At 41.9% G+C, this 14433-nt stretch carries 10 protein-coding genes; 9 read left to right on the top strand and 1 reads right to left on the bottom strand.

Translation table 11 applies throughout. From position 1 onward, the window contains the following. Window positions 1-210 precede the first annotated feature (210 nt). Entirely contained in the window at window positions 211-2472 is a 2262-nt protein-coding gene (locus tag BMX69_RS24935; RefSeq protein WP_100043065.1) for a hypothetical protein, read from the top strand. 159 nt (window positions 2473-2631) lie between these two features. Here the strand turns inward: BMX69_RS24935 and BMX69_RS17485 are convergent, their stop codons facing one another. Next, a complete protein-coding gene (locus BMX69_RS17485) occupies window positions 2632-3570 on the bottom strand; it encodes a hypothetical protein (RefSeq protein ID WP_054790171.1) in 939 nt (312 codons plus the stop codon). 476 nt (window positions 3571-4046) lie between these two features. On the opposite strand from BMX69_RS17485, the gene BMX69_RS17480 reads away from it, so the two are divergent. The 8 genes from BMX69_RS17480 (at window position 4047) to BMX69_RS17450 (ending at window position 14365) form a co-directional block, all read left to right on the top strand. Then, entirely contained in the window at window positions 4047-4619 is a 573-nt protein-coding gene (locus BMX69_RS17480) for a TetR-like C-terminal domain-containing protein (RefSeq protein ID WP_100043064.1), read from the top strand. A 485-nt stretch (window positions 4620-5104) separates the two neighbouring features. After that, window positions 5105-6898, top strand: a complete 1794-nt coding sequence (locus BMX69_RS17475; protein WP_054790173.1) for an oleate hydratase — start codon at window positions 5105-5107, stop codon at window positions 6896-6898. A 289-nt stretch (window positions 6899-7187) separates the two neighbouring features. Beyond that, window positions 7188-9290, top strand: a complete 2103-nt coding sequence (locus BMX69_RS17470) for a P-loop NTPase family protein (protein WP_100043063.1) — start codon at window positions 7188-7190, stop codon at window positions 9288-9290. A 1-nt stretch (window position 9291) separates the two neighbouring features. Further along, on the top strand, window positions 9292-9912 hold the full coding sequence (locus BMX69_RS24785; RefSeq protein ID WP_242941288.1) for a hypothetical protein: 621 nt from the start codon (window positions 9292-9294) through the stop codon (window positions 9910-9912). Window positions 9913-10008: 96 nt separating this feature from the next. After that, window positions 10009-10527 (top strand): hypothetical protein, encoded by a 519-nt coding sequence (locus BMX69_RS24780; RefSeq protein ID WP_242941287.1) that lies wholly within the window; start codon window positions 10009-10011, stop codon window positions 10525-10527. Window positions 10528-10540: 13 nt separating this feature from the next. Next, the gene (locus tag BMX69_RS17460; RefSeq protein WP_100043062.1) at window positions 10541-12487 is read left to right on the top strand and encodes a vWA domain-containing protein; all 1947 of its coding nucleotides are present in this window, start codon (window positions 10541-10543) and stop codon (window positions 12485-12487) included. Between the two features lie 212 nt (window positions 12488-12699). Next, window positions 12700-12876: a hypothetical protein gene (locus BMX69_RS17455; protein WP_157724432.1), complete on the top strand. Its 177-nt coding sequence runs from the start codon at window positions 12700-12702 to the stop codon at window positions 12874-12876. 10 nt (window positions 12877-12886) lie between these two features. After that, the gene (locus BMX69_RS17450) at window positions 12887-14365 is read left to right on the top strand and encodes a recombinase family protein (protein ID WP_100043060.1); all 1479 of its coding nucleotides are present in this window, start codon (window positions 12887-12889) and stop codon (window positions 14363-14365) included. Window positions 14366-14433: the final 68 nt, after the last annotated feature.

Genomic DNA, 14433 nt, shown 5'->3' with positions numbered 1-14433 from the left:
ATCGGCTTTATCGAAGAGAGTGGGAAGCGTATGAGTGGAACTGAGTTCCGTTCTGGGATCTGTCTTATCGAAGAGAGAGGGAATGCATATATTAATATATAAAGAGTGGAAGAGCTCTTTATATTTATACTTTATATTTATACTTTTTATTTATACAGATGGTTTATAAGTATAAAAGTATAATTTGCACCATTATAGGAGGATATTTTAATGAGTAATTTTTGTAATTGTAGGAATCATAATGAAAATTGCTGTTTTGAGAAATCGCAAGGCTGCAGATGCTGCGTGGGGCCAACAGGGCCAACAGGACCAACAGGACCAACAGGACCACAAGGCGTACGAGGGCCTACCGGACCTACTGGACCAACTGGCGCTCAAGGACCTGTTGGACCGATGGGTCCAATGGGACCACGGGGATTTATTGGTCCGACTGGACCTACTGGTGCCCGGGGACCGATGGGACTACAAGGACCTACTGGACCAACTGGTGCAACTGGCGCCCAAGGATCTCAGGGCCCGACCGGCCCGACCGGACCAAGAGGACTTACTGGAGCAACCGGCCCGACCGGCCCGACCGGACCTAGAGGTCTTGCTGGAGCAACCGGCCCGACCGGCCCCATAGGACTAACCGGAGCAACCGGCCCGACTGGCCCGACCGGAGCAGCCGGAGCAACCGGCCCGACTGGCCCGACCGGAGCAACCGGCCCGACCGGCCCCATAGGACTTGCCGGAGCAACCGGCCCGACCGGCCCCATAGGACTAACCGGAGCAACCGGCCCGACCGGCCCCATAGGACTTGCCGGAGCAACCGGCCCAACCGGCCCCATAGGGCTTGCCGGAGCAACTGGCCCGACTGGCCCGACCGGAGCTACCGGAGCAACCGGCCCGACTGGCCCGACCGGAGCAACCGGCCCGACCGGCCCCATAGGACTTGCCGGAGCAACCGGCCCGACTGGCCCGACCGGAGCAACCGGCCCGACCGGCCCCATAGGACTAACCGGAGCAACCGGTCCGACTGGCCCAACCGGAGCTGCAGGAGCAACCGGTCCGACTGGCCCCATAGGACTAACCGGAGCAACCGGCCCGACCGGCCCCATAGGACTAACCGGAGCAACTGGCCCGACTGGCCCGACCGGAGCAACCGGCCCGACCGGCCCCATAGGACTAACCGGAGCAACCGGTCCGACTGGCCCAACCGGAGCTGCAGGAGCAACCGGTCCAACCGGCCCCATAGGACTAACCGGAGCAACCGGCCCGACCGGCCCCATAGGACTAACCGGAGCAACCGGCCCGACCGGCCCCATAGGACTAACCGGAGCAACCGGCCCGACTGGTCCCACCGGATTTACCGGAGCAACCGGCCCGACCGGCCCGACCGGCCCCATAGGACTTACCGGAGTAACTGGCCCGACCGGCCCCATAGGACTAACCGGAGCAACTGGCCCGACTGGTCCCACCGGACTTACCGGAGCAACTGGCCCAACCGGACCACAGGGAATAGAAGGACCAACAGGACCAACAGGACCGGCTGGAGGCAGTGCCGTAAATAATGAACCAGCAAACGCCAACCTCTATACGGTCAACCAATGCAATGGCACAATTGATATTTGGAGTGGAGCCTCCGGAAAAGAACTGGGTTCCATTCAACTGAGCTCAACACCACAGAAGATTACGATCAATCAAGTTACTAAAACTGCATATGTCACAGAACAAAATGGCTCAATTCAGGTGATTGATCTTTTCACTAACCAAATTATTGCTACCATACCGGGAACCTTCGAAGGCTCTCCTGCGATAAATACCGATACAAACCTCATTTATGTCGGAGATAGCGGTGACGTTCTAAATGTCATCAATGGCGCCACCAATCAGTTAATCACACAAATCCCATTGGCGTCGCCGGCGACCAGCATAGCAGTGAATCCGACTACTAATCGGGTCTATGTTGCCGAAGCAGCCTCAGGCGATGTACAGGTGATTAACGCTTCCACAAACCAGATAGTTCAAACACTTACTGGATTTACGGAACTGCAAAAAGTAGCGGTAGACCCAGTCACAAACAGAGTCTATATCCTGAGCCATAATCCTAATTCTACTGAGCCAAGCAACCTGGGACTGTTGACCACTTTGGACGGAAACACCAACACAATTTTAACTCAACAGGCTTTTCCGGCAACGAGCCTGTATAATGCTGATTTAACCGTAGACCCTGTTAATCATCAAGTTACTGTAAACGGAAGCAATTACAGCGGATCTTCGATGCTATTTGATGAGAACGGAAACCTGCTCAATCTTTTTGGTCCGTTCCAATATAACGGAGGGCTTCCGGGTGGGGCAACGGTCAACCCTGAGACAGGCAATGTATATGAATCAACCTATAGCAATGGAGTACTAATCTTAAATCCAAATGGAACATCGATACAGGTCATTCCAGCTCCCTGCGTCGGAGCTATGGACATGACAAATCTTTAGCGGTAAACAAAGCGGGAGGCATCTCACAAACGCTTTGCCAAAGGATTTATTAAAGGCTTCATCAATGACTTCATCAAAGACTTTGTTAAAGCTCTGCTAATCATGAGGTTAAACAAATAATAAATAAAACACGTCTTGAAACGGGCTTTGAAAGTCCATTCAAGACGTGTTTTTCCCGCTCTTTTGGCAAATTGCTTTTGCCGCTTCCCTCTCACAATGTATCAGGTTGGAAAACAGCTCCTCTGTTTTCTCCAGCACCGCGGCATTGTCCCTGAGGACGGAAGCCTTGAGCAGGCCGTTTTTCACCGCCTGCCAACGGTTGAAATAGTCGGCGTTAAAAATTGTAAGCTCATTTAAAAGGAAAAGCTTGCGTTTTTGGAGGTAATATTCATAAAGCAGCCGGCTGTGAATCAGACAATCCACATATCTGGCCGCTTTTTCGGCAACCCCGCGGTCAGTGTTTTGTTTGTTTCCGCTAGGAGATGCAATGGAATATGTACTATAGTTTTTCACTCCATCGGGTGGTATTTTACCCGCTTCCATTTGGGAAAGCAACTGCCAAAATGAGAGAGTATCTCCCTCTGCAACATTTAAAAGCTCGGCCAAATCATCTGTTTCCAAAGAATTCTTCTGGGAACGACAAAAGCTAGTAATGTCAAATGCGTGTGTAACAATTACCTCCTGTGTCATTGGTTCTTTCTGGTTACCATAAGTCGGATCATAGCACAAAAAGTCATTGCCGCCCGCAGGCTTGGCAAGAAAATAGTGATAGCCGTTGAACCTGCCAAAAGACGGGGTCCAATGAATGTGAAACGGGTCCATTCCGATGATGAAATACATTTCTTTGTCGCATAGCAGGAAACTGCTTTTGTTTTCTTTTGGCATACCGCAGGCAAAAACTTCCGAATGTGCGCCCATATGGTTCAGGTTTGTAAGTAGGCGTTTGGAAGAAAACGACTTACTACAGGGATTATAATCAAAATCGGTTTCCGAAAACAACGTTGCAAATGCGTCAATAATAGGAATACCAAAGGCATTTGCCGCACTTACAACACTGCTGTAATAGCAATTCAAGCCTGGAAAGTTGAAAAGCTTCATAGAACAGCACCTCGTGTTCATTCTGGTAATAGTATTTAATTATATGTATATTGGCAGTGGCTTGGAATTATACAACATTACTTTCGCTTCGCTCACCCGACAAGGGACGCCTTCCCTTGACCCTGCCATAAGCCCTTGCAGAATTTATGGCAGGAATAGGTCGTTACACGCCGTACTGCAGATTGCAGGCAAAGCCTGCAACTATCAAGGATTTTCGTTTGTAATAAACGAAGTTTTCTACATACCTGAGTGTTACAAAGATTGGTCATTATAAGGGAAATCCTTATTCTAGCTGGATTTTATTGTGTTACAATCTAATTTTATAAATACAAAGTTTAAATAATTAGTGGCTGTAACTTACGTGAGCAATATTTTTGGGGGGGATATCGGATAGAAGGGGGAGGCTTAATATATTTGCAAATATTGGCTTTCATGTTATAATATTAAGTGAAAATATTGGGTTTTGGAGGTATGATTTGGCAAAGCAATATACAAAAAAGATGATTCGGGATATGTGCATTAAAATGCTGAATGAGCGCCCCTTGAATAAAATCACAGTAAAAGATATTGTTAAAGCCTGTGATATTAACAGAAATACTTTTTATTACCATTATCCGGATATATATGCAATTCTATCGGAAATTTTCCAGTCGGAGCTTCAAAATGCCATTGATGAGTATAACGATACCCTTTCATGGGAGGAAGGCTTTCTTGTTGCGGCTAAATTTGCAATGGAAAACAGAAGAGCTGTTTATCATGTATATAATTCCATGCAGAGAGAGGAATTGGAAAATTATATTTTCAGCGTTGCCGGAAATGTTATGTACCGATATGTTGAAAGAGAAAGCGAAAGCGAAGGGATTCAAGCCTCCACCAAAGATAAAAAACTCATAGCCTCTTTCTATCAATGCGCTCTTACTGAAATGGTACTGCGCTGGATAGGCTCGGGAATGAAAGAAGATCCCAATGTAATCATCAGACGCATCGGCGAGCTTTTTGACGGCCATATTACACAGTCCCTTAAAAGGAGCGGAAAACTTAATTTTTAAAATATGGCCAAATCAAATGGATAATTAAAGTAAAAGAACTTAAGAATAAGCAATTAGGCTGGAAAGATAGGGTAATATTTCAAGCTGATTTTTCTGAAGCATTTGCCGCTCACGGAATTTGATTATATTAAGGTCTAAATGCTAGACAAATAAGCCCCAGTGTTCGATTTTTGAACACTGGGGCTTATTTGTCTAATGATAAGTTGTGAAAAAAGCTATATGATGTAGGAAATAAGGTTGCCGGCGTTCATAAAATTGAAGGGGTATTTCCTATTGTTAACACCAGGTGAACGCTCAAACTCTAATTACAGCAAAATAACATGAAGGGAGTAACAAAAGCCTGTTTTTCATAAACGGCTTAAATATATAAAACCTCTATATTTTAGTCATTAAAATATACGGATTTTGTTGCTGTTATTATTCTATTTTGCTAAACATTACTTCAGTTAACATTTAAAATAAAAATCTTGAAAGAAGGGCTAAGAATGAAAATTAAAACTCATGATGAAAGACTTACTCTTACAAACGGCACATATCATGCTTTGGTTCATGCAAGAAAGCCGAAAGGAATCGAAGATAAGAAAGCCTATTTAATCGGTACAGGCATCGGTGCCTTGGCTGCAGGCTGCTTTTTGATTCGGGACGCCCATATGGACGGCAGCAAAATTGTTTTTTTAGAGCAGCTTGACATTCCCGGTGGTTCTTTAGACGGTGCAGTTATGCAAAACACTGGTTATGTAGCACGCGGCGGCCGTGAAATGGGCCAGTGCTTCGAGGTCCTTTGGAACTTGTTCAGCTCTTTACCATCCACAGAGGATCCGAATATGACTGTATTGGATCATCTGTATTATACAAACCTGGAAGACCCCAACTACAGCAATTGCCGTATTACGAAAGAACGCGGCGTTCGCTATGACAACGGTAAATTCAATTTAGGCCAGGAACTTGCAAAAGAACTTGCTATGTTTGTAGCAACATCCGATGTAGAGCTTGAAAACAAAACCATTGAAGACGTATTCTCCGATGAGCTTCTTGACAGTGATTTCTGGGCATATTGGAGAACTATGTTTGCCTTTGAAAACTGGCACAGTGCACTTGAAATGAAGCTATACATGAACCGTTTCATACATCATGTGGGCGGCTTGCCTAACCTTTCAGCTTTGCAGTTCTCACGCCATGACCAGTATACTTCCTTCGTAATGCCTATGGTTAAATATTTGAAGGAAAATGGAGCAACATTCAGATATGGAGTTACCGTAAACAATGTAGAGTTTGCAATTTCTCAAGAAAAGAAGGTTGCTACAAAGATTGTTGCAGTAGATAAAGAAGGAACAGACATTTCCATGGACTTGTCGGAAAATGATTTAGTATTTATTACAAACGGTTCCATGACAGAAGGCTCCGGATACGGTGATGACAATACGCCTGCTCCTTTCAATAAAGAGCTTGGCGGATGCTGGACACTTTGGAAAAATATCGCTGATCAATGCGATGAATTCGGAAGACCGGATAAATTCTGCGGAGAGCCTGAAAAATCTAATTGGGAATCCTGTACTGTAACATGCCATGACGAAAGCGTGCCCAAATATATTGAAAAGATTACAAAACGCTCACCTTATACAGGCCGTACAGTAACAGGCGGTATAGTTACCGCATTGGATTCTTCATGGCTTATGAGCTGGACAATAAACCGTCAGGAACAGTACTACGGACAGCCTGAAAAAGACGTTGTAGTTTGGGTATACGGTTTATTCTCCGATGTTCCGGGAGACTATATTAAAAAGCCCATGAGAGATTGTACCGGCAAGGAAATCACAAAAGAATGGTTGTATCATATAGGAGTGCCTGTTGATGAAATAGAGGAGTTAGCCAATACATGTACAGCGATCCCAGTAATGATGCCGTTCATAACCTCTCAATTTATGCCCCGTGAATCTGGTGACCGTCCTTATGTAGTTCCTAAGAATGCAGTAAACTTTGCTTTCCTTGGACAGTTTGCTGAAACATTGGATGATCCCGGCCGCGATACAGTATTTACCATTGAATATTCCGGACGTACAGCTATGGAAGCCGTATATGTTTTAACCGGAGTGGAAAAGGGTGTTCCCGAAGTATTTGCTTCCCGTTACGATATTCGTTATCTTCTCAGCGCAGGCGTATGTCTGCTTGACGGAGAAAAACTGGAAATAGACTTGCCTCCTCTTAAAAAAAGCAAGATTATGAAGCAATTAGCAGGAACGGACATTGAGGTAATGCTGAAAGATTGTGGGGTTTTATAAAATAACCAAAGCTGTGAAATTAGATAAAAAGGTTAAAATCCCGGTTTTTTTAAAGCCGGGATTTTAATTTATAGCCAGTCAAGTTAAAAAATGTACAGATTCCGTGTAAGAAAGGTTCTAAAGTCCTATAACGGTTTTTAATTTCGTTTACTGTACAAATAAAAGTAACAGAAGCCTTTATCAAAACGGACCTTTCCCAAGGAACCGGGATGATAAACTGTGGAAAACAGGCTTTTGTTACTTATTTGAATTTATTTGACTATTAATATCGTGCAAAGGGGAATTTTCCATGAAGGACAAACACGACTTTGAACCGCGCTGTATTCCCACAATTGAAGCCATGCAGGAGCAGTATGAAAACCAGCTGCGAAAGGAAGCTTCACAGTTATTAGAGGATGAGCACAATAAAGTTACAGACGGGCAAGAAAGCTTTTTCAAGGCCTTTAGAAGATTTGAAGAAAAAAGCGAAAGCTCTGTGACAGATGAAAATACAGACATTGAATATTTTGAAAAATACAGGGCCTATGTTGAAAAGGAAACAGCAAATCAGGGTCTGACAATAGAGGAAATTGAAACTCTTATTGAGTACGAGACTTTTTTTCTTAAATGGGAAAGGCGGATCAGCTATGAGAGCAATAATTATTCCCATCACAGAAGTAATTCCGCTACGAGATACAGGGTTGACCGTATAGAGCGTTTAAAAAAAGAGATAGAAAAGCTTTTGGACAGCTCAGCCGAAGCATGGGAATTTTATCATACCCGTCAATTGCTGAGTGATATAAAAACCCAGCATCAGCAGCGCTTAGTAACGGTTCCTTATGTAATGGAAGCAAAGGAAAAGGTAATAGATTCTTTAAACCTTGGAATGCCGGTTTATATTGTAGGGCATTTAGGAAGCGGAAAGACCCAGCTTGCCGCGGAAGCCGCCATGGACTTTTCAATACAGAATAAAATTCAGGCAGAACTAGAAGATCAATTGGAGAAATGGTATAGTGCCAATCCAAAGGCCGGGGAAAAAGAGGCTATTGAAAAATTCAAGGAGATATATACACAGCGAAAGCAGTATTATAAGGAAATATTGACAAATGGAACGCAAGAAGAGATAGAATCTTTACAGCCGCTCTTTATATCCGGTTCTCACAATCTGACCTATGAAGATATGTTTGTGGAGAAGACACTGACGCTTAAACATAGCTTTTCTCAAAAATCCTATCATGATTATCTGGATATGATCATCGGAGATTTTTATCAGTGGCTGCATGAAAACGAAGATAAGCTTCAGCAGATGACGGTAGAAGAAAAGCTTCAGCTTAAAATACAGATATGGAACAGCTTCTCCGATTTATTGGTTGCAAGTAACAGTGCCTTCGGTACGGAAATCAAGAAAATTGAGAAGGAAATATTAATCGCGGTAAAAGAAGGCCGGCCTGTAATTATTGATGAGATTAACACCATCGCAATGCAGAATCTCATTGGATTAAACGATATACTGCAGCACCATGCAGGGCATACGGCTTATATTACAGGGGTAGGCCCTGTATTGATTAAGCCGGGGTTTGCATTTATAGGAACAGGAAATCTGTCTACCCAGATGGTTAATTACGAAGGTACAAACGAGCTTAACCCTGCGTTTAAATCCCGGTTTGTAACTATAGAATATAATTACGTTTCCCAGAATACCAAAGGCTCTATGGAAGAACAGGCAGACCCGGAAAAAAATGAACTTTTCAGGGTTATTATTGCAAGACTTTCGAATGCCAACGGAACTATTCAAATTCCCAATCCCAAAAGGACCCTTGAAGAGCTGTTTCGGTTTTCTCAGCTTTGCCGTGTTACCCAAAATGTATTTATGGGCAAATGGAAGGATGAAGAGCAGAAGGATTTTTCCGGCGGGGAGCTGGAGCTTAGAGAATCCGTATTGTCCATAAGAAATATTCTGCACGTTTTGGACAATTGGAATCAAGGAGAAGAAAAGGATTTAAGCAAGGCCCTGTGGGACGGATTTATAAGCTCTATCACTTATTCCGACGATCAGAATTATATTCTTTCTCAGGCGGTGCGCTTTGGCTTTTTTCCGGCAGAGGAAGGCTGGAAGATTGAAACCAAAGGCATAGGAGAATCAACCACCACTTACGACGAAATCAGAACCCGCCCTTATCGCTATGTTCGCCCCAAAACCCAGACCTTGAGCCATTTGGATGTAGTTCATATGCTTTTTGGAAAGGGTACCCAAAGAAAAAATATACCGGAAGAATTAAAGAATATTTTTCAATCAGACCTGGAAGATACGCTTAAGATTGATGCAAAAAAATATCAGCTGCTGGATCAGAAATTATCCCATTTAGAACATTCAAAAGCTCTCCTTGAGCATTTGGAGAATAAGGGAGGCTAAAATGAAGCTGAATTTATCGGTTGATGAGGAAGAATTTAAAAAGCAGGTAAAAGACCTAAGGCAAAAACTAAATAAAACTCGGGAAACAGGCATTTTAGAAGATGATTTTGAAAAATGTCTTGAAGCGCTTTCAGCTAAGGAGGAAAAGCTTCTTACGGAGATGATTCCCCATTACAGAGCATATACAGGAAATTCAAAAGACGCCATAAAAACAGAATTTATAACAAGGCTGGGAGCCTGTGGCTTTGAAGGATTTTTACAAAGTGTTTTAAGGTTTTCCGAGGATATGTTTATTACCGGAAGCACAGATTGTGCATTGCGGTTTTTTCAGATAAGCAAAAGAACGGAACCTTCCGGCAAGGAAAGGATTCAGGAGGAATGGAGTCCGCCTTTTAAAGATATGAAAGAAAAAATCTCGGCCTTTCACAGGCTTAATAAGAATGAAATTCTGCTTCTTGGAAGCAAAGGCGGCGGGTATTTATTATCATGCAGCAATTTTAAACAAATCCCCAATGGAGTCGGGGAGATGCATATAAATAAGATAGAGACAGAAACAGGAATGAGCTGGTTTGGCCAATGCCTGTCCGTAAGCGATAATTTGATAGCCGCGGAAAGAGAGTAGGAAGAGCTGGTTTTGCTGGAAGTAGTTAAAGAAAAAGAAGAATACCGCCTGATACTCCATAAAGACGCTTCTCTTCCTATTTCAAACATAATCGGAATGGAGAAAACAGGAGCGGATGATTTTGCCGTCGGCACCAAAACAGGAGAAATATATTTAATAAATCGGAACTATAATAATCTTTCTATAGTAAATAAAATTAAAATTCCAGATTGCGAAATACGCAAAATCCATAATCTCGAAAATGAAAAGGGGCAGAAGGATACTCTTTTGTCCATAGGGAATAATGGTAAGCTTCATATCATTTCTCTTGACGGGATGGATATAAACATTCTTGATGAAGGAGATTTTCTTAAAGGGAATCTTTTTGATGCAGAGTCTTCAAAAGGAACAGCCGTAATATTAAGCGAAGACGGAATTATATATTTGCTGGAAGAAAATTTCGGAAAATGGCATATCAATAAGGATTCAATTATGGAAGGGGCCTTTTTTACCGATGTGCTGAAGCTTTATCCATCAAAGTATTTGCTGATGGGGGTAGAAGGCGAATTATGCACACTAAATATTAACAGAATCGATACCCCAGAAGCTTTGTGGGATTTGCCGTTATATCAGTAGGAGGGGAAGGGGCTTGCCTAATTATGATGAACAGAAGCTGATCGAAGAGTCAACAAAACATGTGGAATCCTTTTTGCAGAGAGAGCAGCGTACATTAGCTACATTTACAGGGGATTCCAGCCTGATGTATATGCCTGATCCAAAGCTTGAAAGATTTTTATTAAATCCGTCCAAGGGCATATTATATCTTCCGCTTACGGCTTTTTTGGACAGGGACTTAGACGAAAATCAGATTCTATGGCATATTTATTATGAGCTTGCCATGTATCCCGATTGGAAAAAACAAACGAAAGCCTATCTCTACAGAGGTAAAGCGTGGAAAAAAGAAAAAGACAGAATGACCGGATATATCCTTCATCGCATTGAGAAAGAAGGCCTTGGAGGAGATCGCGCATATCAGCCGGATATTATAACCGGATATGTTAAAATGGAAATACTTGATGCTTTGTACAGGCTGGATAAGCTGACTTCCTTTTTAAGGGTACTGCAAATGTGCCCAGTTTACAGAGATGAAGCTAATTTTAAAAAGATAGCTGCATATATGGAGCAGACAGGCAATAAAAGGAAGGCTATTGATGAAATGCCAAAGCACAGGGCATTTATCAATAGTTTTATCCTTAAGGAAATTTATAAAACGACGCCTGAGATGAAAGAATGGGGTGAGGATCCATTCAGCAAAAGGATATTGAATCAGCCTTTTTTGGATTTCATTCATTCTCAATTAGTAAGGCAGATAAACAGCGAAGAAGGTGTTTTAGAAAGAGATTCCCTGATTCGCTCTTTTATTTATCCTGTATTTGAGCAATTATGGAAAGAAGAAATAGATGCAATGGACTTTTTTAAATCCCATGGTGCATCTCAGGAACAGTTAAGTGAAAGAAAAAGCCCTTTTGAACAATCAAAAGAAGAAAAAAGGGATACATTGGAATCCACTGAGGGAGAAGTAAAAAAGATCCTTGAAGAGATGCTGGACCAGCAGGAGAAAAACAATGAAATAGTTCAAAATATAATGACTGGAAAGGTCGACTTAACATCTTACGGCATTAGCCAGAATGATCAGCAGCTTTTTCAGTATTATTCAAATAAAATGAAGTCAGAAAGAGAGCAGATGCGTCAATTCTGGAGTAAACTTATTGGAGATGCCAAAAAAGAAATCAGCGTAAAAAAAGACGGGCAAATAAAAGGCAAGCTGGACGTTAACAGCTTTATTGCCGCCTATCCGGATTTTGTAGAGGCGGAGAGAAAAGGAAATTATAAAAATCTTCCCGTATTCAGTAGATATTTGTTGGAAACCCAAGCAGATAAATTGCCGGAACGAATCGAAATTTCTTTTATTATAGATAATTCAGGCTCCATGAATGCTGCAAAGATTGAATCTGCAAGAGAAGCGCTGGCTGTAACGTTACTGTCAATTGATGATTTGAACAGATATCTTAAACGAAATGCTGAACAATTAAACCAGAAAATAGAAGTCTTAAGTGAAACATGGTTTTTCGGAAGTCAATATTATCATATGAAAGAATTTAACGAAACAACCTCCGGAGAGAAAGAATCAGCGGATATTATCCGTTCCATCGTAAGGCTTAATTCCACCGATGGCGCTACAGACGATGCAAGCTGCTTGAAAGAAATATCCGGAAGCATCACTCCAGAAGAAGAAAGGCAGCTTAAAATGGGAAAGCATATAAAAATAGTTTTTGAAATTACTGACGGAGCCTCCAGTTTTCCCGGCCTGACTAAGGATGCTGTCCAAGAGCTTTTATCGAAAGATGTTGCCCTTTACGCTTTTCAAATCGGAAAGAACAGTACAGCCAGCGAAAGAACATTTAATTTTGTATGGAATGACGGCTACAAGGAGCCTCACGGCATAATTTTAGGAGAACAAGTGGAGAAGCTTCCTAAAGAACTGCTAAAAGCTGTAAAAAAGAATATGCAGACTATTTTCAAGGGCTTTGGATAAGTGAATATGAAGAATACGAAGAAAGTGCGTTTCCAGGACATGGGACCGCGCTTTCTTCGTATCAGCATGAAATTAAAAATAAAACCGCATTGTAGGTTTTTTATATAAAATTGCAGAAATGCTGAGATACGGCTTGTCCTGGCAGATTAAATATTAATTCAAATCATATATTTAAACAAAATAAAGTGCCTAATGGTATGAAAGTGTATTTTATGAGAGTAGTAAATGTGTATCCAGACTATAAAGATGCCCTTGAAAGAGAGAAAAGCGTACAAGATACATATACAGAGCTTCAATTAATTTTCTATAATAAAGAGAGGGGGGATAAAAAAGACAGCTCTATTTCTGACAATGGGCAGGTCATTAATTCTAAGAAGGAAGGGAATTAATTGAAAATATATGGATGCTATTTATGCCAGACAGTCAATTGACAAGAAAGATAGTTTATCCATCGAAACGCAATTGAATTTTGCCAGGAGCATTGCAGTGGGTGAACCAGGAATATATATTGATAGAGGAATATCAGGAAAGGATGTCATTCACAGACCTGAATTTAAGAGACTTTTAAGTGACATAAAAAAGGGCCTTGTAAGCAGAGTATTGGTTTATAAGCTGGATCGCTTTACCAGGTCGCTCCTGGATTTTGCAAATATCTGGGACTATATGTGCAAGTATGGAGTAGAATTCGTTTCTGTTACGGAGAATTTTGACACTTCAACCCCTATTGGAAAAGCAATGATTTTTATTATGGCAATCTTTGCACAGTTGGAGAGAGAACAGATATCAAAAAGAGTGTGCGATAATTACTATGAAAGAATTGAATTAGGCCGTTGGCCTGGCGGTCCGGCCCCATATGGGTATAGCAACGCCATAATTGTAAAGGAAAATAAAAATGTATCCTCTTTGAAGCTGGACGATACTATAAATATACTGGAAGAAATCATGAAAATGTATGCCTATCCGACAACAAGCCTTGGTGATATACGTCGTAAGCTAACCAAGAAGAATTGTCCAGGACCAAACAGTCAAAACTGGTCCTCCACCGCCATTGCCCGTATACTACGGAATCCGGTTAGTGTAAAATGTGACCATGCCGTTTATACCTACTTTAAAAAGCTGGGTGTAAGCATTTTGAATCCATTAGAAGAATTTGACGGTAAACAAGGTGGAATGTTGGTTGGTAAACAAGGAGCTGCCAATAGGGATACTTTAAAGCCACAGGAGACTACATTCGCTATTGGTAACTGGCCTGGTTTTATAGATTCAGAATTATGGTTAAAATGCCAGCAGAAGCTTGATACTAACCAGCAAGTGGTCCCTAATGATGGACCACGTACCAGCTGGTTGACTGGATTATTAAGATGCGGAGATTGCGGGCGTGCGGTCATGGTTAGAAGATATAACCGTAAGTCAGATGGTGAGACAGTCCGCCACTTACGGTGTAGGGGAAAAGATTATTTGGATTGCAATATAGCTCTTGAAATGAGGATTGAAGATATTGAACAATCTGTACAAAAAGAGCTGGAGGCTCTTTTTGATAGGTGTAAGCCGACACCAATCGAAGCAGTTCATGGAACAAATGAAATCGAACTTGAACTCATCAGGATTGATGAAGCCATATCCAATCTTCTGCAAGTGCTTAAAACAAAAACGGTTAGTGCATTGACGATGGAATACGTCAATAAAGAACTGGAAGAGCTTACTGAAAAAAAGAATAAGCTAATGAATCAAAAGGCTAAGGTGATCCAGGAGTTAGTAACTCCGCAAAAGATCATATTTTCGGAACTTAACAAAGATGATAAGAGAGCAGTAGCATTCTCCTACATTGAGACAGTTGTTACATATAATGATTATATTAAACTGGTATGGAAGAAGTAGGTGAAGATGTAACTATGGCGAACTAAGGAAAAGTTAGAAGGATCAGTAAACACCTATCCAATACCTAT

Origin of the sequence: Lacrimispora sphenoides JCM 1415, assembly GCF_900105615.1 — a bacterium.
Lineage (GTDB): Bacteria > Bacillota > Clostridia > Lachnospirales > Lachnospiraceae > Lacrimispora > Lacrimispora sphenoides.
This window is presented reverse-complemented; position numbering and strand designations above follow the sequence as displayed.

Bases quoted from the DNA above. Each gene is read 5' to 3' on its own strand.
- BMX69_RS24935 (WP_100043065.1), top strand. From the start codon at position 211: ATGAGTAATTTTTGTAATTGTAGGAATCATAATGAAAATTGCTGTTTT.
- BMX69_RS17485 (WP_054790171.1), bottom strand. From the start codon at position 3,570: ATGAAGCTTTTCAACTTTCCAGGCTTGAATTGCTATTACAGCAGTGTT.
- BMX69_RS17475 (WP_054790173.1), top strand. From the start codon at position 5,105: ATGAAAATTAAAACTCATGATGAAAGACTTACTCTTACAAACGGCACA.
- BMX69_RS17470 (WP_100043063.1), top strand. From the start codon at position 7,188: ATGAAGGACAAACACGACTTTGAACCGCGCTGTATTCCCACAATTGAA.
- BMX69_RS24785 (WP_242941288.1), top strand. From the start codon at position 9,292: ATGAAGCTGAATTTATCGGTTGATGAGGAAGAATTTAAAAAGCAGGTA.
- BMX69_RS24780 (WP_242941287.1), top strand. From the start codon at position 10,009: ATGGAGAAAACAGGAGCGGATGATTTTGCCGTCGGCACCAAAACAGGA.
- BMX69_RS17455 (WP_157724432.1), top strand. From the start codon at position 12,700: ATGAGAGTAGTAAATGTGTATCCAGACTATAAAGATGCCCTTGAAAGA.
- BMX69_RS17450 (WP_100043060.1), top strand. From the start codon at position 12,887: ATGGATGCTATTTATGCCAGACAGTCAATTGACAAGAAAGATAGTTTA.